This window comes from Paraburkholderia sp. Ac-20340, from assembly GCF_017104965.1.
Taxonomy (GTDB): domain Bacteria; phylum Pseudomonadota; class Gammaproteobacteria; order Burkholderiales; family Burkholderiaceae; genus Paraburkholderia.
Genome location: NZ_JAAGPR010000017.1, coordinates 82,170 through 103,685 on the forward strand (window position 1 = coordinate 82,170; position 21,516 = coordinate 103,685).

19 protein-coding genes and 1 riboswitch are annotated in these 21,516 nt (G+C 63.8%); of the genes, 8 read left to right on the forward strand and 11 right to left on the reverse strand.

Annotated features, from left to right (window positions below):
* Window positions 1-136: 136 nt before the first annotated feature.
* From glpD to G3N59_RS20920, 3 genes are all read left to right on the forward strand, one after another.
* Window positions 137-1,684 carry a glycerol-3-phosphate dehydrogenase gene (glpD, locus tag G3N59_RS20910; RefSeq protein ID WP_205984532.1) on the forward strand — a complete coding sequence of 516 codons (1,548 nt, stop codon included), beginning with the start codon at window positions 137-139 and terminating at the stop codon, window positions 1,682-1,684.
* Between the two features lie 135 nt (window positions 1,685-1,819).
* Entirely contained in the window at window positions 1,820-3,325 is a 1,506-nt protein-coding gene (gene glpK, locus G3N59_RS20915; RefSeq protein ID WP_205984533.1) for a glycerol kinase GlpK, read from the forward strand.
* 145 nt (window positions 3,326-3,470) lie between these two features.
* On the forward strand, window positions 3,471-4,187 hold the full coding sequence (locus G3N59_RS20920) for an MIP/aquaporin family protein (protein ID WP_205984534.1): 717 nt from the start codon (window positions 3,471-3,473) through the stop codon (window positions 4,185-4,187).
* Window positions 4,188-4,263: 76 nt separating this feature from the next.
* On the opposite strand, the gene G3N59_RS20925 is transcribed toward G3N59_RS20920, so the two are convergent.
* The 6 genes from G3N59_RS20925 to G3N59_RS20950 form a co-directional block, all read right to left on the reverse strand.
* Window positions 4,264-5,466: an MFS transporter gene (locus G3N59_RS20925; protein WP_205984535.1), complete on the reverse strand. Its 1,203-nt coding sequence runs from the start codon at window positions 5,464-5,466 to the stop codon at window positions 4,264-4,266.
* 184 nt (window positions 5,467-5,650) lie between these two features.
* Window positions 5,651-6,631: an ABC transporter substrate-binding protein gene (locus G3N59_RS20930; RefSeq protein ID WP_205984536.1), complete on the reverse strand. Its 981-nt coding sequence runs from the start codon at window positions 6,629-6,631 to the stop codon at window positions 5,651-5,653.
* On the reverse strand, window positions 6,628-8,850 hold the full coding sequence (locus G3N59_RS20935) for a TonB-dependent siderophore receptor (protein ID WP_205984537.1): 2,223 nt from the start codon (window positions 8,848-8,850) through the stop codon (window positions 6,628-6,630). The genes G3N59_RS20930 and G3N59_RS20935 overlap by 4 nt, the downstream gene beginning before the upstream one ends.
* Complete coding sequence (locus tag G3N59_RS20940) at window positions 8,847-9,671, reverse strand: ABC transporter ATP-binding protein (protein ID WP_205984538.1); 825 nt, start codon at window positions 9,669-9,671, stop codon at window positions 8,847-8,849. The genes G3N59_RS20935 and G3N59_RS20940 overlap by 4 nt, the downstream gene beginning before the upstream one ends.
* Window positions 9,672-9,675: 4 nt before the next feature.
* Window positions 9,676-10,707, reverse strand: a complete 1,032-nt coding sequence (locus tag G3N59_RS20945; protein WP_205984539.1) for an iron ABC transporter permease — start codon at window positions 10,705-10,707, stop codon at window positions 9,676-9,678.
* Between the two features lie 277 nt (window positions 10,708-10,984).
* A complete protein-coding gene (locus tag G3N59_RS20950) occupies window positions 10,985-11,284 on the reverse strand; it encodes a hypothetical protein (protein ID WP_205984540.1) in 300 nt (99 codons plus the stop codon).
* Between the two features lie 244 nt (window positions 11,285-11,528).
* On the opposite strand from G3N59_RS20950, the gene G3N59_RS20955 reads away from it, so the two are divergent.
* Both G3N59_RS20955 and G3N59_RS20960 read left to right on the forward strand, forming a co-directional pair.
* Window positions 11,529-12,923, forward strand: coding sequence for a HAMP domain-containing sensor histidine kinase (locus tag G3N59_RS20955; protein ID WP_205984541.1), 1,395 nt, complete (start codon window positions 11,529-11,531; stop codon window positions 12,921-12,923).
* A gap of 114 nt (window positions 12,924-13,037) precedes the next feature.
* Window positions 13,038-14,594: a methyl-accepting chemotaxis protein gene (locus tag G3N59_RS20960; protein WP_205984542.1), complete on the forward strand. Its 1,557-nt coding sequence runs from the start codon at window positions 13,038-13,040 to the stop codon at window positions 14,592-14,594.
* Window positions 14,595-14,618: 24 nt separating this feature from the next.
* Here the strand turns inward: G3N59_RS20960 and G3N59_RS20965 are convergent, their stop codons facing one another.
* The 3 genes from G3N59_RS20965 to G3N59_RS37340 form a co-directional block, all read right to left on the reverse strand.
* Window positions 14,619-15,629 (reverse strand): sodium:calcium antiporter, encoded by a 1,011-nt coding sequence (locus G3N59_RS20965; protein ID WP_205984543.1) that lies wholly within the window; start codon window positions 15,627-15,629, stop codon window positions 14,619-14,621.
* 58 nt (window positions 15,630-15,687) lie between these two features.
* Window positions 15,688-15,871: riboswitch (yybP-ykoY riboswitch) on the reverse strand.
* Between the two features lie 163 nt (window positions 15,872-16,034).
* Window positions 16,035-17,207: a porin gene (locus G3N59_RS20970; RefSeq protein ID WP_205984544.1), complete on the reverse strand. Its 1,173-nt coding sequence runs from the start codon at window positions 17,205-17,207 to the stop codon at window positions 16,035-16,037.
* Between the two features lie 315 nt (window positions 17,208-17,522).
* Window positions 17,523-17,654, reverse strand: coding sequence for a hypothetical protein (locus G3N59_RS37340; protein ID WP_277397926.1), 132 nt, complete (start codon window positions 17,652-17,654; stop codon window positions 17,523-17,525).
* Window positions 17,655-17,718: 64 nt separating this feature from the next.
* Between G3N59_RS37340 and G3N59_RS20975 the strand changes: the two genes are divergently transcribed.
* From G3N59_RS20975 to G3N59_RS20985, 3 genes are all read left to right on the forward strand, one after another.
* A complete protein-coding gene (locus G3N59_RS20975) occupies window positions 17,719-17,988 on the forward strand; it encodes a DUF4148 domain-containing protein (protein ID WP_205984545.1) in 270 nt (89 codons plus the stop codon).
* 99 nt (window positions 17,989-18,087) lie between these two features.
* Window positions 18,088-18,243 (forward strand): hypothetical protein, encoded by a 156-nt coding sequence (locus G3N59_RS20980; RefSeq protein WP_205984546.1) that lies wholly within the window; start codon window positions 18,088-18,090, stop codon window positions 18,241-18,243.
* An 87-nt stretch (window positions 18,244-18,330) separates the two neighbouring features.
* Window positions 18,331-18,474: a hypothetical protein gene (locus G3N59_RS20985; protein ID WP_205984547.1), complete on the forward strand. Its 144-nt coding sequence runs from the start codon at window positions 18,331-18,333 to the stop codon at window positions 18,472-18,474.
* 8 nt (window positions 18,475-18,482) lie between these two features.
* Here G3N59_RS20985 and G3N59_RS20990 read toward each other — a convergent pair whose 3' ends face one another.
* Complete coding sequence (locus tag G3N59_RS20990; RefSeq protein ID WP_205984548.1) at window positions 18,483-20,639, reverse strand: secretin N-terminal domain-containing protein; 2,157 nt, start codon at window positions 20,637-20,639, stop codon at window positions 18,483-18,485.
* 387 nt (window positions 20,640-21,026) lie between these two features.
* A complete protein-coding gene (locus tag G3N59_RS20995) occupies window positions 21,027-21,278 on the reverse strand; it encodes a hypothetical protein (protein WP_205984549.1) in 252 nt (83 codons plus the stop codon).
* Between the last annotated feature and the right edge of the window lie 238 nt (window positions 21,279-21,516).

Sequence of the window (21,516 nt, forward strand, 5' to 3'; positions counted from 1 at the left end):
CGATTCCGCCCGCACGAACTTTACTTTTTCGAATTTGTTCGTTAAATTTCGAATTCGAACATTTCTGGTTCGCATCTGGACTTGCATGGGGCCCGATCAAGGGATTGTCTGCGAGTTCAACCAACAGGAAACGCAGGTGACTCAAGAGAATCGGTACGATCTGCTCGTCGTGGGCGGCGGGATCAACGGCGCGGGTATTGCGCGCGATGCAGCCGGGCGCGGGCTGTCCGTGCTCCTTTGCGAACAGGACGATCTGGCTTCGCATACCTCGTCGGCCAGCACCAAGCTGATTCACGGCGGGCTGCGCTATCTCGAGTACCACGAGTTCGGTCTCGTGCGTAAGGCGCTGCAGGAGCGCGAAACGCTGCTGCGCTCCGCGCCGCACATCATGTGGCCGCTGCGCTTCGTGATGCCGCATATGCCGAACCTGCGTCCGGCGTGGCTCATCCGCATTGGCCTCTTTCTCTACGATCACCTCGCGAAGCGCGAACTGCTGCCCGGCTCGCGCGGTATCGACATGCGCCGTCACGAAGCGGGCAAACCGCTGATCGACTCGATCCGCCGCGGTTTCGTCTATTCCGATGGCTGGGTCAACGATGCGCGCCTCGTCGTGCTCAATGCGCTCGATGCGCAGGAGCGCGGCGCGCGCATTCTCACGCGCACCCAACTGATTGCCGCCCAGCGCGTGAAGAGCGCGAGCGGCGAAAGCGAATGGCAGGCGACGCTGCGCCGCACCGACGGCACGAGCTTCGAAGTGCGCGCCCGCGCGATTGCCAATGCGGCTGGTCCGTGGGTGGGCGACGTGCTGCACGGCGCGCTGGGCAGCGGCGCGCAACATAGCGTGCGCCTCGTGAAAGGCAGCCATATCGTCACGAAGCGTCTGTTCGAGCACGACCACGCCTACATCTTCCAGAATCCCGACAAGCGCATTATTTTCGCGATTCCCTACGAGCACGATTTCACGCTGATCGGCACGACCGACGTGGAATATCGCAACGATCCGGCCAAGGTCGCGATCGACGGCGACGAAACGCGTTATCTCTGCGAGTCGATCAATCGCTATTTCAAGCGTAAGATCTCGCCCTCCGACGTGCACTGGACCTATTCGGGCGTGCGTCCGCTGCTCGAGGAAGAGGGCGCGAAGAACGCTTCGGCGGTGACGCGCGACTATCGTCTCGAACTCGACGACACCGACGGCGCGCCGCTGCTTTCCGTGTTCGGCGGCAAGATCACGACCTTCCGCAAGCTCGCGGAAGAGGCCGGCGACATGCTTGCCCGCGTGCTGGGCAGCAACGCTCCCGCGTGGACCGCAGGCAAGCCGCTGCCGGGCGGCGATATCGCCGATGCGCGTTTCGACACGTTCGCGCAGAGCTTCGCGAAGCGCTTTGCCTGGCTGCCCGCGCCGCTCGCGCAGCGCTATGCACGCGCTTACGGCACGCGGGCCGGGCGTCTGATCGGCACCGCGAAGTCGCTCGATGAACTGGGCACGCAGATCGCACCTGGCATCTACGAGGCCGAATTGCGCTATCTGCGCGATACCGAATGGGCAACCTGCGCCGAGGATGTGCTGTGGCGCCGCTCGAAGCTCGGCCTGCATGTGACGCCGGGCACGCTGGAGGCCGTCACGGCCGCGCTGGAATCGTGGTTCGCCGCGAGTCATGCCCGCACTGCCGTGCCGCATTGAAGGCATTAGAAGCATTAACGGCAGTCGAAGCAGTCGTCAGGCATTGCGCGCCGTGTTTCATGGGTTCGATTCGTTGGAGCGTGGCGCGAATCACAATTACCGAATCACATCTACATTCGGATGGAGATAAGAGACATGCAGGATCAACAATACATTCTCGCGCTCGACCAGGGCACCACCAGTTCGCGCGCGATGCTGTTCGACCGCCAGGGCCGTATCGTTTCGACGGCGCAGAAAGAGTTCGAGCAGATTTATCCGCGTCCGGGCTGGGTCGAGCATGACCCGCAGGAAATCTGGTCGACGCAGGCCGGTGTGGCCGCCGAAGCCGTCACGCGCGCGGGCCTGAACGGCACCAATATCGCCGCAATCGGTATCACGAACCAGCGCGAAACCACCATCGTGTGGGACCGCGAAACCGGTCATCCGATCTATAACGCCATCGTCTGGCAGGACCGCCGCACGGCCGACTTCTGCGATCAACTCAAGGCGCAAGGTCTCGAAGAGAAAGTGCGTGCGAAGACCGGTCTGCCGATCGATTCGTATTTCTCGGGCACCAAGATCCGCTGGATTCTCGACAACGTCGAAGGCGCGCGCGAAAAGGCGCGTCAGGGCAAGCTTGCGTTCGGCACGGTCGATAGCTGGCTGGTGTGGAACTTCACCAAGCACGAACTGCACGTCACCGATGTGACCAACGCGTCGCGCACGATGCTGTTCAATATCCACACGCGCCAGTGGGACAACGAGCTGCTCGAAGCGCTCGATATTCCGCGCAGCATGCTTCCGGAAGTTCGTTCGTCATCCGAAGTGTATGGCCCGACCAAGACCACGGTGTTCGCATCGAAGATTCCGCTCGCCGGTATTGCGGGCGATCAGCAGGCCGCGCTGTTCGGCCAGATGTGCACGGGCACCGGCATGGTGAAGAACACCTACGGCACGGGCTGTTTCCTGATGATGAACACGGGCGACAAGCCCATCGAGTCGAAAAACAACCTCGTGACGACGATCGCCTGGCAGATCGGCGATCAGGTCAATTACGCGCTCGAAGGCAGCATCTTTATCGCAGGCGCGGTGGTGCAGTGGCTGCGCGACGGCATGGGCATCATCAAGAGCGCGTCGGAAATCGAAGCGCTGGCCGCCAGCGTCCCGCACACGGACGGCGTCTATCTCGTGCCCGCCTTCGCGGGTCTGGGCGCGCCGCATTGGAATGCGCGTGCACGCGGTTCGCTGTTTGGGGTGACGCGCGGCACGAGTTCGGCGCACGTGGCCCGCGCGGCGCTCGATTCGATCGCGTATCAGTCGCTGGACGTGCTGGCGGCCATGGAAGCGGACTCCGGCATCAGCGTGGGCGAACTGCGCGTGGACGGCGGCGCGAGCGCGAACAATCTGCTGATGCAGTTCCAGGCCGATCTGCTGGGCGTGGATGCGGTGCGTCCGCAGATCACCGAAACGACCGCGCTGGGCGCGGCGTATCTGGCGGGTCTGGCAATTGGCTACTGGGGCAGCGTCGACGAACTGCAAAGCCAGTGGCATGTGGATCAGCGATTCAAGCCGGCGATGGCGGCTTCGCAGGTCGACGCCTGCCGTGCGGGCTGGCAGCGTGCGGTGCGCGCCGCGAAGGCCTGGGCCGACGATACGAAGTAAGGCTCGCATTAACGCTTTCAGGCAGTAGAAGCACCGCTGTAGAAACAGGGCATCCCAACTCAATCATTCACACACAATAACAGCGGGCGACGGGGCCGGAGGATCGGACCTGTGCGCCCGCTTGACAATAAGTGAGACAACTATCATGTCACCCTATATTGCAGAATTCATCGGCACAGCGATTCTCGTGCTGCTAGGCAACGGCGCGGTCGCCAACGTGCTGCTCGCCAAAACCAAGGGCCGCGGCGCGGACCTGATCGTCATCGTGATGGGCTGGGCGATGGCCGTGTTCGTGGCCGTCTACGTGACCGCTTCGTATAGCGGCGCGCATCTGAACCCGATCGTCACCATCAGCCTTGCGCTGGCGGGCAAATTCGCGTGGTCGAAAGTGGGCGGTTATATCGCCGCGCAGATGCTCGGCGGCATGGCGGGCGCGTTTCTCGTGTGGCTCGCCTATCGTCAGCACTTTGCTAACGAAGAGGATGCGGACCTCAAGCTCGCGGTGTTCTGCACGGGCCCGGCGATTCGTTGCGTGCGCCACAATGTCATTACCGAAGCGATCTGCACCTTTGTGCTGATTCTCGGCGTGCTGTATCTGGCGGCGCCGCAAGTCGGTCTGGGGGCGCTCGATGCGTTGCCGGTCGGCCTGCTGGTGCTCGGTATCGGCATTTCGCTGGGCGGTCCCACGGGCTATGCGATGAGCCCCGCGCGCGATCTGTCGCCGCGCATCATGCATGCGCTGCTGCCGATTCCGGGCAAGCGCGACAGCGACTGGCGCTATGCGTGGATTCCCGTCGTCGGGCCGCTGCTGGGCGGTGTGGCGGCATCGATGCTGTATCTGTACCTGCACTCGATGCATTGAGTCGAGCGCGCATCGCGCGCACCCGGTTTCGATCAAGGCGGCGGACTCGGGTCCGGCCGCCTTTTTTTATTGCGCTTTATTTCGCCGATGCGGCGCGCTGCTGGCGCTTGCGGGCGCGCAACACCAGCGCGGCGGCCACGAAGCCGATCAGCGCGCAGTAGCGGAAATCCGCGCCTACGCTCTGGTGATCGACCACCACGCCGCCTAGCACCGAACCCAGCGCAATCGCCACCTGCGTCGCGAGCGTGAACAGCGCAGCGGCGGCCTCGGTTTCGCCATCCGGCCCACGCCGATGCCAGACGTTCAGGCACAAGGGCAACGCGCCCCACGCGATGCCCCACACCATCACGCCCGCGAGCACGGTCACGCGCGCGTGATCCAGCGCAGGCAGCAGCGCGAGCACCACGGCCAGCAGCACGATATTGCCGAGCATCGCCGGCACGAGCGCGCGCCCGACGTAATTCCCGGCTGCGTAATTCGCGACCAGCGCGCAAAAGCCATAAGCCAGCAGCACCCACGTGCCGGTTTCGCCGGATACACCCGCCTGTATCAGCAGCGGCATCAAATACGTATAAGCGCCGAAGTGCGTCGTGAACACCAGCAAGGTGAGCGCGAGGCTCAACTGCGCTTCGCGCCGCCGCGCGAACGCCGCAAAACCGCTCAGGCGCAAAGCCGTTTGCGCGGGCAGCGAAGGCAGCACGACGATCTGTGCGATCAACGCGGCGCTCGCCAGCACGCCCGCGCCGATAAACGCGCCGCGCCAGCTAAAGAGGCTCGCGAGGAAGGTGCCGAATGGCAGGCCCACGATCATCGCCAGCGCCGCGCCGCCGAAGATCGTGCCGGCCGCGCGATGCACATGCGCCGGAGCGACGAGCCGCCCCACCACGGCCATGCCCAGCGACCAGAAGGCGCCGAGACTCGCGCCCACCATCGCGCGGCTCACCAGCAGCACCGCGAAGTTGCGCGAAAACGCCGCGATCAGGCAGGCCGCCAGCAGGAGCACAGAAAGCGCGATGAGCACGCGGCGGCGGTCGATTCTGCCCGCCGCGATCATCACGCCGGGCGCGGCCACGGCGGCGAACAGCGCGGGCGAGGTCATCATCAGGCCGGCCTGGCCATCCGAAATGCCGAAGCTGCGGGCGACATCGGGCAAGACGCCGACGGGCAGAAATTCCGTGGTGACGCTGGCAAACGAGCCGAGCGCGAGCGACCAGACGGCCGCCCAATGTTCTTTACGATGAGTCGCGCGCACGGGCTGCGCGCATTCGATATCCGGCATTGAAACGTGGCTTGCGAGAAGTCCGCGCGGCGCGAGCAGAAACGCCGACGCGCCTCAAAAGGCGCGTCTGGCGGGAGAATGGGGGGCTGCACGTGTCCGCGAGGGAACGATTGAAGGGAACTTGTAGGCTGGATTGTACAGGGAGTGTCCAACCCAGCCTGCGTCGCGCGCCACCTTCGTGCCTTCAGTTTGCGCCGTTGAGCATCGTCTGCGCTTCGCCGCTCGAAAGCGCGTAGCCATAGAAGCGTCGATAAAACTGCTGCGTCTGCGCGAGCATCGATCCCGCCGGTTCGCCCGCGAACGCTTCCGGGTGCAGCGTGCGCGCGGCCCAGCGTACTTCGAGCGCGGCTTCGGGGCCGTAGCGGTCCCAGGGAAACACGCCCGTCGGGTTGCGATAGACGTGGCCGTTGCGCACGGCGTCGAGCGTTTGCCAGAGCGCGCGTTGCGGTGTCGTTTCGATCGAACCCGCATTGGCCGCGAGAATCACCACATCGGGATGCCACGCAAGCACCTGCTCGATCGACACCGGCTTGAGATTGCCGCGCAGACCATCGGCGGCATTGCGCGCGCCGGCCGCCTGCATCCAGCGATCGACGATCGTGTTCGAGCCGTCCACCTTCAGCGGCGCGAGCGAGGCGACGTGGAGCACGCGCGGCGTCGTGCCAGCGCCGTGCGCGGCGATGGCCTGCGCCGTTTCGCTGAGCGTCGATTGCAGATACGCGCGATAGTCGTGCGCGCGCTCGCGGGCGAGCGGCGTGTCGAGCGTCTGCGCCGTGAGGTCGATGCATTGGAGCATCGAATCGTAGTCGTCGAAGCCAACCGGCACGACGTTCAGCCCCAATCGCCGCATGGCGCCGAGAGTCGGGTCGCCGGCGCTGGCGAACACGACATCAGCGTTCAGGCGCAGCAGATCTTCTGCATTGACGGTTGCGCCCACAACGGCTTGCGCGTGAGCCAGCGCGGGCGCGACGCGAAACATCCACGGCAGCGCCTGCGGCCGCGCGACGGTGGCGACCACGTCGCTGGCCGAACCGAGCATCGTGACCACGGCGTTATGCGCGTACCAGAGATCGGCGATACGGGTTTTCGGCTGCGCCTGCGCGGCGAACGCGCACGCGCTCAGTGCGAGCGCGGCGACAAGGCGCGAATATCGTGCGAGTGTCATAGATCGAATTCCACCGATGCCGTGATCGTGCGCGGCGCGCCCAGCGACGCGGTGGCGTTGCCCGATCCCGTGTAGCCGTTCAGGCCGCCCGGCACGATATTGGTCCAGTAATGGCGGTTCGTGACGTTATCGACGGAAAGGCGGAACGTGACGGCGCGATCGAGAATATCGGCGAGATAGCCCACGCCCAGATCGAGCGTCGTGTACGAGCCGACCGACCAGTTATTGGCGTTATCGGTTGGCCGCGAACCGACGTAGTGCACGTTGAGATTCGTGAAGAGGCCAGGTACCTGCTCGATCCGGTATTGCATCAGCACATTGAGCGCGAACTCGGGCAGGCCGACGATGCGTTTGCCCTCGGTGCTCGCGTTGCCCGTATCGAACAGGCGCGGATCGAGCCACGTAAAGCCGCCGAACACCGTGAGATCGCGTGTGGCGTTGCCGTCCAGCATCACCTCGATGCCGCGATTGACCTGATTGCCCGCCGTGCCATACGTGCCGTCCGCAAGCGTATAGGCGTACGGGCGCGTAATACGGAACGCCGCAACCGAAGCATTCATGCGCGCGAGCGCGAGCTTGTAGCCCACTTCCCATTGCTTGCTGCGATACGGATCGAGAATATTGCCCGCGTTGGTCGAGCCCGCGGGCGCGGTATCGCCTTGCTGGAGGCTATCGGCGTAAGTGACGTAAAGGCTCTGGTTTTCGCGCGGCTTGAAAATCAGGCTCGCCGCGCCGGAAAGGCCTTGATTCGCCGATTCGCTGGTCTGCACGCCCTTGACGTTGTAGTTGTGCGTCGAGAGCCAGCTCTGGCTGCCCGCGAGCAGCACCGACCAATGCGGCGAGAAGCGGATATTGTCGCTGGCGTTGAACGACTGCTGCGTGCTTTGCGCCGATTGATATCGATGCTCGAAATCCGGCGCGCCCGTCACGGCGAACGATTGCGGATTCGCCAGGCTCGCGCTGCCGAGCGTCGTGGTGCCGCCCGCGACCGGGTTGAAGTTGTCCCAGACGAAGCCGCTGGTGCCCAGGCTGATGTCGTGCTGCACGCTGCCCGTTTCGACATGGCCGCGCAGATAGAGCAGGTTGCTCGTGATGGTGAAGCGGCTCGCGGTGGCGGTCGAGATCGTGGTCTTGTAGGTGCCGTCGGTGGCGATCGTGTTGGTGGGCGTGGTCGATTCGCGATCGGCGATCTGGCGCAGCACGGCCGCTTCCAGATGCCAGTTCGGCGAGAAGTCGTGTTTCAGGCGCAGCGAGCCAGTGTCGGTGGTGTCGTCGTTGCCGCCGTTGGACGAACCCCAGACCGAGTTGGTGGGATCGAGCGCGGCCGGAAAATGCGCGCCGCTCGCCAGCGCGAAGGTCGCCGGAAAGCCCTTGGTGACGTAGTGATAGTGGCTGAAGTTCGTTTCCAGCACCGTGTCGCGCGAGAGATGAAAATCGAACGCCACGCTCGCGAGCTGGCGGCGCAGCGAACTATGGTCCGTATAACCGGTGCCGGTTTCGTCGAGCAGCGTCAGGCGATAGCCGATGGCCTTGGACGGTCCCACGCGATCGGACACGTCGAGGCCGCGCGTAAAGCGCGTCTGCGTGCCGTAGCCGAGCGTGAAGTGGAGCTGGCGGTCGTCGGTGGGACGCTTCTGGATGAAGTTGAAGGTGCCCGCCGGATTGGCCGGGCCGTACAGCGCGCCCGCCAGACCGTTCATGACTTCGATGCGATCGAATTCTTCGAGCGGATAGTCGGTGGTGGACACCACGTTGAGCCCGTCGATGCGGCTGTTCTGCACCACGCTGCCCTGAATGCCGCGCGATTGCGGGCGCGCGCCGTCGCCTTGCACCGAAGGCAGCAGGCGCAGCGCATCGGCGATGCTTTTCAGTTGCTGATCCGCGATCACTTCCTGGTTCACCACGTTGACCGTGTAGGGCGTGTCCACGCGCTTGAGCGTGCCGAGCGGACCGAGCGTGGCGGTGTCGCTGCGCGGGGAATCGGCGCTATCCGCGCTCGCGCTGGCGGTGACGGCGACCGTGGGCAGCGTGGTCGTCTTGTCGGTTTTCCGATTTTTATCGGCGGAATTGTTCGTGGAATTGTTCGCGGAATTATTCGTGGCATTGGTCGTGGCAGAAGCGGGCGGCGTGCTCTGCGCGCGGGCGGTCTGCGCCGCTGCAAAAGCGCACGCGGCTGCGAACGCAACAGCGGCGCAGCGCGTCGGATGGCGATGGGTCATCGGGTGTTCGAAGGCGGGAGTGGGGAGGCTGGAATCACGGTAGAAGCGGTGCGCGCGCGGAAAAAGCGCTGACCGTCGATGTCGAGCTGTTCGACCGGCGCGCGATACAGCGCACTCACGGTCTGCGCATCGAGCACCTCGCGCGGCGGGCCATCGGCGACGATGCGGCCGCCGTCGAGCAGCGCCACGCGCGTGGAGAGATTGCAGGCGTCGTCGGGACGGTGATTCGTGTTGACGATCGCGTAGCCGCTCGCCGCGAGCGCGGCCAGGCGCTCCAGCAGACGCAGATGCTGGCCATAGTCGAGGCCCGCGAACGGCTCGTCGAGCAGCAGGATGCGCGCGCCTTGCGCCAGCGCGCGGGCGAGCATCACGCGTTGACGCTCGCCGCCCGAAAGCGCGCCGTAGTCGCGCTGCGCGAGATGCGCGATCTGCATATCGTCGATGGCAGCGGCCACGATCTCGCGATCCTGCGCGCGCGGCGCGCGCATCAGACCGCGATGCGGCAAGCGCCCGAGCATGACGATCTGCTCGACGGTATAGGGAAATTGCGGCGTGTGGTGCTGCGGCACCCACGCGACGTGCTGCGCGATGGTGCGGCGCGCGTGACGCTGCAGCGGCTGGCCATGCAGTTCGACTTCGCCCGCGGCAGGCGCGAGAAGGCCGAGCAGCACACGCAGCAAGGTGCTCTTGCCCGCGCCATTCACGCCGAGCAGCGAAACCAGTTCGCCTGCGCGCACGCCGAAACTCACGCCGTCGAGCACGCAGGCGTGGGCGCGCCGCACTACGATATCGCGGCAGCCGAGCGAGACGGGCGTGCTCATGCGCTCAGTTTCCATCGCGACGCAGCGTGCGCAGCACGGCCACGAAGGCCACCGCGCCGCCCAGTTCGGTGATGATGCCCAGCGGAATTTCGGCGCTCGCCACGCTGCGCGCGCAGGTATCGGCGAGCATCAGCGCGATGGCGCCCACGAGCGCGCTCATCGGCAAGACGAATCGATTCGATGCGCCCACGAGAGGGCGCACGAGATTGGGCACCAGCAAGCCAATCCAGCCGATCATGCCGGCCAGCGCCACCGTCAGCGCGCACACGAAGGTGGCGAGCGCCATGACGCCGAGGCGGATGGCGCTCACGGGTACGCCCAGGCTGCGCGCTTCGTCGTCGCTGAGCGTGAGCGCGTCGATCAGCGGCGCGGCCGCGCACAGCAGCACGGTGCCGATCGCGAGCGGCGCGCCCGCCCACGCGAGATCGTGCCAGCCCACCTGGGCGAGCGAGCCGAGCAGCCAGTAGACGATCGCAGGCAACTGGTTGAGCGGGTCCGCCACGTATTTGAGCAGCGAAACCAGCGCGGAAAAGAGCGCATTGCTCACCAGCCCGCCGAGCAGCAGCGTGAGCACACTGCCGCGTTCGCCGCGCGCCTGCGCAATGCCGCCGATCAACGCCGCCGCGCCCACGCCCACCATCATCGCGACGATGCCGCCCGCGAATGCGCCCGCCTCGATCAAGGCCGCGTGCGTGCTGCCGCTGCCCGCGACGATCGCAAGCGCCGCACCAAATGCGGCGCCGCCCAGCACGCCCAGCAGCCCCGGCGAAACCAGCGGATTGCGAAACACCGCCTGATACGTGGCGCCCGACGTGCAGAGCGCCGCGCCGATCAACGCGGCGGCCACCAGACGCGGCAGACGCGCTTGCATGACGACGGCGTGCAGCAACGCGCCATGCGCGCTATCGGCTGGCGCGGCGTGCAGATGAAGGGCGGCCAGCAGCGTCAGCGCGACCTGCGCGGGCGCGAGCGGCAAGCGCCCGGCGCACAGCCCCAGCCATGCAACCAGCGGCACGCCCGCAAGCGCGACCCACAATGCAATCACCGCACGCGAACGGCCGCGCGGCCTGGCTGATTGAAAAGCGAATTGAACGAAAGATGGAAGCTTCGATATCGGCATTGCGATGCGAGAAACGACGCAGCGCGCGACACTTCTCTCTGGATTCGGCAAAAGCCGTGCATAAAAGGACAATGCGACGACCGCTGCCGCTCGCAATTTCGAAATATCTTACCGGATATATCGATTTTGAAACGACACGAAAAGGCTGCGACAAATCAGCACGCCGATAATCAAAGTTCTTTAAATTGACGGGTTATTGTGTGCAAACCGAGCGCGTGATCGCCGGAAATTCCGATGCACCGGGATGGCTCATGACATAACTGCAGCGCGATGCCGAAACTTCAGCGCGATCGGAAGGCGCGGAAGGATACGAGTCTTTTTCGTCGGCGGCGGTGGTGCCGTTAAGCCATGCCCGATAAAGCTGGGCTTTCACCTGAATGGGCGCGACGCCGTGGCGTCCGGCGACTTCTGCGGCTGCGTGCGCCGATAGCGACGTGAATGCCGGCAATGCGGCGGCTAGCGAAAAGAGGCAAAGGGCGAAAGTGCGTTTCATGGACGTATTCCTGTTCGATGAGCAATCAAGGCGATATGGAGCGGATTTATTTTTGCTTCACGACGATCATTCGTCGATCCGCAAAGAGGATTTTGACGACGCGCCACGACAGCGTCATTGCTGGAGAATTAAACTTTATTTAGCGCCATTTTCTGGATGGACGTGTTGTTTCACGAAACTAAATAAATTTTCATGTTGGGATATAAGTGGTTTGCGATACTGGGCGCGAACGCGGGGAAATACGATGAAAATGAGTCTCTGGCGCAGCACGACATTCCGGCTGCTCATGATCTATGCGCTGGTGTTCTCGGCGTCGATGTCCGCGCTCGTCTATCTGAATTACTGGCAATCCGCCTCCTATACCGCGCGCGAGGCCGACTACAACATCAACTGGCAGTTCGCGTATTTTTCGGCGCTCGCGCCTTCGCAGGTGCCGGCCGCGCTGGAGGCGCATATCCGCAGCCAGATCCAGCGCCCGGTGAACTTCTACGGCCTGTTTTCACCCGATAAACGCTGGCTGGCGGGCGATATCGGCCGCATGCCGCATCATCTTGCGCAGAACGACGTGGGGGTCTGGGACCGGCCGCTTTTGATCGGCGCGACGCTGCATCCGCAGTATCTGCGCACGCGCGTCACGCGCCTGCCGGACGGCAATCTGCTGGTGGTGTCGCGCGACGTCGGCGAAATGGCGCGGCTGCGCGAGACCATGCTGGGCGGACTTGCCGGCAGCGCGGTGCTGGTGATGCTGGGCGGTCTGGGCGTGGGCGTGCTGGTGTCCACGGCGCAATTGCGCCGCGTGAAGGCGGTGCGCCATGTGGCGCAGCAGATCGCGGCGGGCGACCTCGACGCGCGTCTGCCCGAGGGCGGTCGCGATGAAATCAGCTGGCTTTCGCAGATCGTCAATCACATGCTCGACGAAGTCTCGCGCCTGATGCACGAGGTCAAGGGCGCCTGCGACGGCATCGCGCACGATCTGCGCACGCCGCTCGTGCGGGTGCGCGCGCATCTGGCGCGCGTGCCGCTGGAGCGGCTCGAAGGCGAGCACGCGCAACTCGTCGATCAGGCCGCGCATGGCGTGAACGATGTGCTGCGGCGCTTCTCCGCGATGCTGCGGATTTCGGAGATCGAGGCGATGCGGCGGCGCGCGGGTTTCGGCGATGTCGCGCTCGACGTGCTGTGCGCCGAAGTCGCCGATCTTTACCAGCCGCTCGCCGCGGAAAAGCAGATCGATCTCGCGCTGCAACTGGAGCGCGTGCCCATCGTGCGCGCCGACTACGCGCTGCTGTTCGAAGCGCTCGCGAACCTGCTCGACAATGCCATCAAGTTCACGCCGCCGGGCGGGCGCGTCGGTTTGCAGGTGGAGATGGGGCCGCAAGGGCCGAGCGTGCACGTGAGCGACAACGGTCCCGGCATTGCGGAAGCGGAGCGCCTGGCGGTGTTCCAGCGCTTTTATCGCAGCGAGCGCACGCGCGAGGCGCCGGGGTCGGGGCTGGGGTTGTCGCTGGTGCAGGCGGTGATGCGGATGCACGGTTTCGGCCTGGCGCTGGCGCAGGAACGGCCCGGCTTGCGGGTGACGCTCGATTGCTGGGCCTATGCGGCGTCGCGGGCGCGGGAGCCGGACCTGAAAGAGGCAATCTGACGAAGGCGATGAGCGGCGCATCAGAACTGCACATCCGGCCCTCAAGCCCGGCGCGATTATTGCCGTTATCGCAATCATCGCAACGACTATCCGGCGTTCGCCGGTCCCGGCAGCATGCGCAATATTACGGTTCGAGCCAGCCTGCTGGCGCTCCTCGTGGTTTTCTCGACGATGATTCTGCTCGGCGGCCTGGTCGGCGTCATTGCACTTCATAGCGCCAATACCAATACCCAGTCGTTGCGCGAAATGGCGCGCCAGACGATTCTCGTCAACGATGCTTACAAGGACACCGCGCGCACGCGCTCGGCGCTGATGCGTGCGTACACCGCGCTCAAGGAGCGCAACGACACGGCCACGCGCGATTCCGCGCTCAAGAGCGCGCAGCGCACGCTCGATCTTTCGGCGAGCGAGACGCAGGCGTTCCAGAAGGCCGCGCCGTTCGACGGCATGGACACGGCGCTCAAGGCGCAACTGGTCGACTCGGCGGCGCAGCTGGCGGCCAGTCTCGAACACGCGCGCGACGCGCTCGCGAACGGCGATACCTCGGCTTACGCGACGCTCAACGACAGCGCGATCACCACGTCGGGCCAGGGCTATTCGGCGAGCGTCGAGAAATTCCAGCAGCTTGCCAACCAGCTTTCCGAAGCGGCGCTTGCGAGCGGCAATACGCAGTATCAGTGGATTGTCGGCATGGTGGTGCTGGGCGTGGGCATCGCGCTGGTGCTGATCGTGGCCTCGCATTTCGCGCTGCGCCGCGTGGTTTCAGCGCCGCTCGCGCAGGCCGCCGACGTGCTCGACCGCATCGCCTCGAACGATCTGACCGTGCGCGTGCCGCCCGCGAGCCGTAGCGAAATCGGCCTGCTGTTCGCGGCGATGCAGCGCATGCAGTCGGGCCTTACGCAGACGGTTTCGGGCGTGCGCGATAGCTGCGAAGCGATTCACACGGCCGCGCGCGAAATCGCGGCGGGCAACCTGGATCTGTCGAGCCGTACCGAGGAACAATCGGCATCGCTCGAAGAAACTGCTGCGAGCATGGAGCAACTGACTTCGACGGTGCGCCAGAACGCCGAGCATGCGCGCGAAGCGAGTTCGCTGGCGGGCGGCGCGGCCGATCTCGCGCAGCAGGGCGGCGACGTGGTCAATCGGGCCGTGCGCACGATGGCCGATATCAGCGCAAGCTCGAAGAAGATCGCGGAAATCACCGGCATCATCGACAGCATCGCGTTCCAGACCAATATTCTCGCGCTCAACGCGGCCGTTGAAGCAGCGCGTGCTGGCGAAGAAGGTCGTGGTTTTGCCGTGGTGGCGGGCGAAGTGCGCACGCTGGCGCAGCGTAGCGCGGGCGCGGCGCGCGAGATCAAGGATCTGATCGGCCTGTCGATCGAGCATGTGCAGAACGGCAATGCGCTGGTTTCGCAGGCGGGCGACACGATGGGGCAGATCGTCGGCGCGGTGCGCAATGTGGCGACGCTGATGGGCGAAATCACCACGGCCACCACCGAGCAAAGCGATGGCATCGAGCAGGTCGGCCATGCGGTGAGCCAGATGGATCAGGTGACGCAGCAGAACGCGGCGCTGGTGGAAGAAGCGGCTGCGGCGGCGGGCGCGCTCGAGGCGCAGTCGCAGCGCATGCGCGAGGCGGTGTCGGTGTTCCGTCTCGCGCATGCTTGAAAGCTGATGGCGGGTTGACCGGCGTTACTTCGGGATCACGAAAAGCAGCGCCGCGAACACCGCATAGAGCCAGCCCACGTGCGTGAGCTGGCGGCTCCTGACCTGCGGCGCGCGGAACGACCACTGCAGGAACAGGATCGCGATCATCGTCATCACGGCGGCGAGAATCGACGGCGAGGCCAGGTGCCACGGCGTGAAGAACAGGCCGAAGGCGGTGGGAATGGTCGCCTGGATCATCATCGCGCCGCTGATGTTGGCCAGCGCCAGACGCTCCTTGCCCTGACGCACCCAGATGATCGCGTTCATGATTTCGGGCAGTTCGGTGGCGATCGGGCTAAAGAGCAGCGCGGTCAACTGCGGGCTCAGACCGAGCCACGGTCCCACGGCGCTGATCTGCTGCACGAACAGGTGCGAGGCGAAAAAGATCACCACGAGCGCGCCCAGCGTCTGCGCGAGAATCCACACCATCGCCGGATTGGCGTCGCGCGGGCGCAGCTTGAGCGGTTCGAGATCGCCGCCTTCCTCGTCGTGCTCGCCGCCGTCGTCGCTCAATTCCTTCCAGCAATAGACCGCATAGGCCGCGAGAAACGCGATGCCGAGCAGCGGCTTGAACTGGAACAGCACCAGACCCAGACCGATCTTGGCGACGAAAATCGCCAGAAACCAGAGCTGATCGCGGCGCAGGCGGCGCGTGTCGGCGTCTACCAGGCCAGCGCGCGCGCGGCCCGCACGCGCGGCGGTCGCGAGCAGCGCCACGCCCACCACGGCATAGGCCACGGTGCTCAGCGCCAGCGGGCCGCCAATCGCGGCGCCGATGCCGATTTCCTTGTGCGCGGCATCGCCGCCGAAGGCCACGGCCACGAGCGTGACGACGCTTTCAGGCAAGGCGGTGCCGAACGCGGCGAGAATCGTACCGGTGGCGGTCTGCGTGATATTGAGCTTCTGGCCGAGCCATTCGACACCGTTGACGAAGGTTTCGCAGGACAGATAGATGATGCCGGCCGCGGCAATGAGCAGGGCGAACGTCCAGATCATGACGAACGCTCCGTGGCGAGGATGCGGGAATCGAGGGACATTATTGTAGTGATATTCCACGGGCCGGACGGTAGGACCAATGACGCAATCCCCCCGCCCAGCCCGGGTGTGGAGGATGACGTCATAGGTCTCGTCAGGCCGAAGAACGGCTGCCGGCGCCATGGCAAATCTGCCAATTATGTTGACGACGGCGCCCCGCGCGTTGCGCGCAAGGCAGACTACTCCCCTAAGACCCGCGCATTATAGCGCATCAATGTGACGCCGCCGAGTCCTGGCAGCGGCATCCCGCCTTGCGGGCGCGGCCCAAAGCAAAACGCGCAAGGCGCCTTGTGGGCACCCTGCGCGTCATGAGCGGCGCGCCGTCCAGCGCGCGCCGCGATGCGGACCGGCGAGGTATTCGTCCGATCAGAAGTGGTGGCGCACGCCGATCATCGCCATCGCCTGCTTGTTGGTCGATGCGTCGTTGCCGAAGTCGCCGAACGATGCCGTGGCGTTCACGAGCGCGCCCGAATCGGCGTCGATCGTGCGGCCCGAGGCCTTCTGGTAGCCCGCGAGCACGTAGATGTCGGTGCGCTTCGAGAGGAAGTAGTCGCCGCCCAGCGTGACCTGGTTGTAGCTGGCGTTCACGCCATTGCCGCTGCCCTTGGTGTAGTTGTAGCCGAAGCCCAGCAGCGCCATCGGCGTGACCTGGTAGTTCAGGAAGAACTGTCCGGTGTTGAACTTCGTGTCGCTGTTCGCGCCATACGCGCTCTGGTAGTTCGCGTAATCGACATTGCTGTAGCTCACGCCGACCTCGAACGGACCGTAGTTGTAGTTACCCACGGCGCGGATGATCTGCAGCGAATTCGCCGAAACAAAGCCGCCCGAAATTGCTGAGGAATCCACATCGACCGTGCTGTTCGGGCTCAGGCCGTCGAACGACGACGTCGTGCCGCTGTTGCTGTTGGCCTTGAAGTAACCCGCGCCGAAGCCGAACGGACCATGGTTGTACGCCGCCGCCACGGCCCACGTCTGACCCGCGCCCGTGCTGCCCGCCTGACCGCCGAACGCGTACATGGCGCTGATCTGCAGGCCTGCGTAGTTCGGGCTCGTGTACTTGATCGAGTTGTTGGTGCGGTAGCTGTTGTCGTAGTTGTCGATGTCGCCAGGCGTTGCGAATGCGGAGCCGAAGTTGACGTCGTCGGTCATCGGTTGCAGCAGGTCGATCAGCGGATCGTACTGGCGACCGAGCGTGACCGTGCCGCCCGTGGTCGAGTTCAGGCCCACCATCGCGGTACGGCCGAACATGCGGCTGCCCTGGCCCTGCTTGCCGTTATCGATATTGAAACCGCTTTCGAGCTTGAAGATCGCCGACAGACCGCTGCCCAGATCTTCGGTGCCCTTCAAACCCCAAAGGTTCGGCGAGACGTTGCCCGACATCATCTGGAACGTGTTGCCCGACCCGTTCTTGCCGGCCTGGTTGCCGAAGAAGGCCACCGAGGTGTCGAGTGCGCCGTAGAGCGTGACGCTGCTTTGTGCATGAGCGACAGAGGCGATCGATGCCAGTGTGGCCGCGAGAGCGAGTGCGGTTTTTTTCATTGATGGATATTCATTAAAAAGTTGCGTGAGAGAGCATTCGCTTCATGAAACCGAATCGCGGCGGCGGAGGCACGCCAGCCGTGTTCAGGGGGCGATTATGCGTAACGCACTACCGTGGTGAATTCGAAAAGCTGAAAGACTGAGTTTCAGAAAACGCAGTGCGGCGTAGCGACCGTCTGGACGGCGCTGCAAGCGCGCTCAACGCGAAGGTGTTGTTTTTTTGCGGCTATTTGCAGGGGCTCTATGGCGATGCCGCAGCGAAGGAACCTCGCGCGAGGCGCAGCGAAAAGCCAATCGAAAGCCGTAGATCGCGAATCAAATCGATGAACGACGCTCAGGATACTTGAGCGTATCGGCTGCGATCCGGCGTTTATCGAATCGCGCAGTGTGCATGAGCACACGCTTAAACATTTCTTCATTTTCCTGCGGATATTCGCGCAGGTTCACGCCTCTATCCTTGCCGCATGAATTGATCAACGGCGCCGGCCACGTGGCTGGAAAGGAGCTTGAAATGAAGAAGAGTTTGAGTGGCGCGCTTGTCGTCCTGCTGGTTTCGATGTCGACGCTCGCGCATGCACAAGGCACGCCTGGCGATGCGCAGACGATGGGCCAGGCGGCTTCGGCAACGGTATCGACATCGGCGCCCGCAGCGGCAAACACGCAATGGAACAACGACGGCAGCGCGCACATCACGCGTGCCCAGGTGTACCGCGAACTCGTGCAGGCGCAGCAGGACGGCCAGCTCAAGACGCTCAATAGCACGGTCTACGCGCATCACTGACGTATCGCCGATACGTCATCGAACGCAACGTCATGCCGGCCTGGCCGCGCGGCGTGACGGACTCTCGCATCGCGGCCAGATATCCGAGTTTCCGATCCCATGAAATCACGCATTGTCACTTACATCGTGCGCGCGGCGCTATGCGTCGCGGCCACGGCGGCCATGTCCGGCTGCGCCAATCTGCATCCGCAACCGAATGGTCCTGGCGACTGCGTCGGGCCGCCGGACTATTGCGTGCCGTTCTTCGGCTCGTAATTTCAGGCAGGGCCAGGCGCGCGGCGTTGGCACTTCGCGCGCCGCGCGCATAATACGCATCGGCCGACAAGCGATGCGAGCAAGCCCATGCAGAACACCTCTCCCAGCGATCGCGCGATCCTCGATTCGTGGCATCGCAATGCCGCGCCGTGGATCGACGCTGTGCGCGAGCCGGTCGATCCGCGTAGCGCAAAGCCGGCTTCTTTGGTGCTGATCGCGCAGGCCGCTTAGCAGCCCGCTCACTGAGCAAGCGCTGGCGCTACGCCTTCGGTCGCTTCGTGTTTCGCTGCCTGTCGCACGTGAGTCAGGTCGATCAGTTCGCCGGATTTGCCGTCGGTGGACGGCAATTTCGGAATCGTATCGTCCTTCATCAGCCAGTTATCCGACTGATAGCTGTTCGAGCGCGCCTGCATATAACCGTAGCGATCGGACGCAATCGCCTGCAGCATCGCACCGTCCTTCACGATCACGGGCCGCAGGAAAATCAGCAGATCCTTCTTTTCGCGGCTCTTGGTTTCATGCCTGAATAGCGCGCCAATCACGGGGATTTTCGAAATCCACGGCGTGCGCGTATTGCCGTTCGTGTAGTTATCGCTGATCAGCCCGCCGAGCGCGACGATCTGGCCGTCATCCGCGAGAATGGTGGTCTGCAGCGAGCGCTTGTCGATGGTGAAGCCGCCCGATTGCGTCGAGGTATCGCTTTCGACGCTCGAATCTTCCGAATAGACCTGCATCGTGATGGTGCCGCCCTGGTTGATCTGCGGCTTCACATTCAGAATCACGCCCACGTCCGTGCGGCTATAAGTATTGAATGCATTCGCGGCGGAAGAACTCGACGAACTGGTCGAATAGGAACCCGATTCGATCGGCACATTGCTGCCCACCAGAATGCGCGCCTCGTGATTGTCGAGCGTGACGAGGCTGGGCGTGGACAGCACGTTCACATCGGAATTCGTCTGCAGCGCGCGAAACAGGCCCTTGGTGCCGAGAATATTGCCGAAGCCCGCCACCACGCCCACGTCCGTCGTGCTTTCGGCGAGCGATTCGAGGCCCGTCGTCGTCATCCATTCGATGCCGAATTCGCCGTCTTTCTCGGAGGTGACTTCCATGATCAGGCCTTCGATATAGACCTGCACCTTGCGCTGATCGAGGCGCGCGATCACCGTGCTGAGATTCCTGAAAACAGGCTCCGGCGCGGTGATGATCAATGAGTTCGTGGAGGTGTCCGCGACGATTTCGCCCGAGCCCTTGTCGTCCTGATCGTCGCCGGAATGCGATTGGCCCGAGCCGCTGCCCGAAGCACTGCTGGAACTGGCAGACGTCGAGCTTTTCGTCGAACTGTCCGAGCCGCTGGGCAGCGGCGGCAGCGAACCATTGCTGTTGGGCAAGCCCGACGAGCTTTGCGAACTTGCGCCCAGCACGGCGCTCGCGAGCGAATCGCCGCTGCCACTCGACTGGCCCAGAATGCTGCGCAGCGTCTTGGCGAGTTCGGTTGCGTCGGCGTTGCGCAAGGTGACGATGTGGATATTGCCGGGCGCGCGCGTGGGCGTGTCGAGCTTGATGATCAACTGCTGCGCTTCGTCGAGCCGGGCCGCGCTGCTCGAACGCAGAATGATGGCGTTGCTGCGCGTATCCGCGGTGGCGACCACTTTTTGCGTCGGGTCGCTATTGCCGATGCCGCTCAGATCCAGCACCTTGGCGGCCTGCTGCGCGATATCGGTGGCGTCGGCGAAATTGAGTTGCACAACGGCGATATGCGGCGCCGAAGCCGCTTCCATGCCGGCAATGACCGCCGCGATTCTCTGTACGTTGTCGGCGTAGTCGGTGACGACCAGCGTGTTGTTGCTGGCGTTCGCCGTGACCGTATTGTTCGGCGAAATGAGTTGCCGCAACACCGGTTGCAACGTGGCGGCCGATTCGCGATGAAGCTGGAAGACCTGCGTGATGATCTGGTCGCCGCGCGCGACGGGCTGATTGCCTACGTACGTGGGCACGCCCTGGTTCTTTGCATCGGCTTCGGGCACGACCTTGAGTACGCCGTGATCCTGCAGCAGCGAAAAGCCGCGCATGCGCAAGGCGGATTGCAGCGTCTTGAGCGCAACGTCTTCGGGCACGGGATCGGCTGAAATCAGGTCGATCTGGCCTTTGACGCGCGGGTCGACGATGATGGTCTTTCCCGTTGCTTCGCCAATCGCGTGCGCCACCGTGCCGATATCCGCATGTGCGAAGTTCATCACCACGGAGGCCGCAGCCACTTGCGCAGTCGAGGCGAGCAAGGCGCCAACCGCGAGCAGCGTCGCCTTGTTGACCAGACGTGGGATCGAGCGTGGGATCAGGCGCTGGGTCAGACGCGCGGGCGGAACCGGAACCGACGTTCCACGTTGTAATTCGTTCATTATTGCGTTGACTGTGCGGGACGACATGGCTCGCCGGAAAGCGGGTAGCAAGCCGGAATGAATGGATTCAATAGCAGAGCGAAACGATCGGTTCGGCGTCTATGGAGCGCAACGCGCCGTGCTCGAACCTTGAATGGGTAGACCGGAGTGATCGACAGAATCCGCTGGTTTCGCTAAAGCGTCGAAGTCTATTTTTTAATGAAGGCGCGCGAATGACGTGCGCCGGATTCTTCATTATCAATTCTTTCCTTGAGGCGTCTCTTATCGTTATTAATCATGGCTGTAGCGGAAAGCAGGGATAGGAACGGTAATGAAAATCTCAATCGGCAATGACGATTTCGAACGACCAGCATCGCTCGAATGCTGGCCGTCGCGCTTTCAGATTGCTTAATGACAATCGGGCGGCGGACCGTCAGGCGGCGGGCCATCAGGATGATGCGGCGGTGCCGAACCATTGAATTGAGGCGGCGTATCGCCCGGCTGTGCATGAGCAGGCGGCGGACCGGGCGGCGGGCCGCCGCAAGGCGGGCGCGGCGGCTTGCCCGAGGCCGTATCGGGCAAGCCATCGTACTGCTGGGCCAGCGCGAGCGACGACGCGCATCCCAGCACGACGAGTGCAAATAAAGCCTTGAATTTCACGATTGACTCCCTCGGCTGCCGGCCGAAGCGGGCGTTGCGGCCATGTTTTTCCGTGGCGCATACGCTGGAGAAAGAATGCCTCGCAGTATTGCGCAAATACGCCGAAGTGTGAGTTTCAGATTATTAATTCGGCATGCGTAGCATTTAAATAGAGCGCGGAAAGATTTGTTAATAAGGAGGAAAGGAGCGGAAATGTAGCCAACGTTACGACGTCACATTGCAATTGCATGATTCCGTC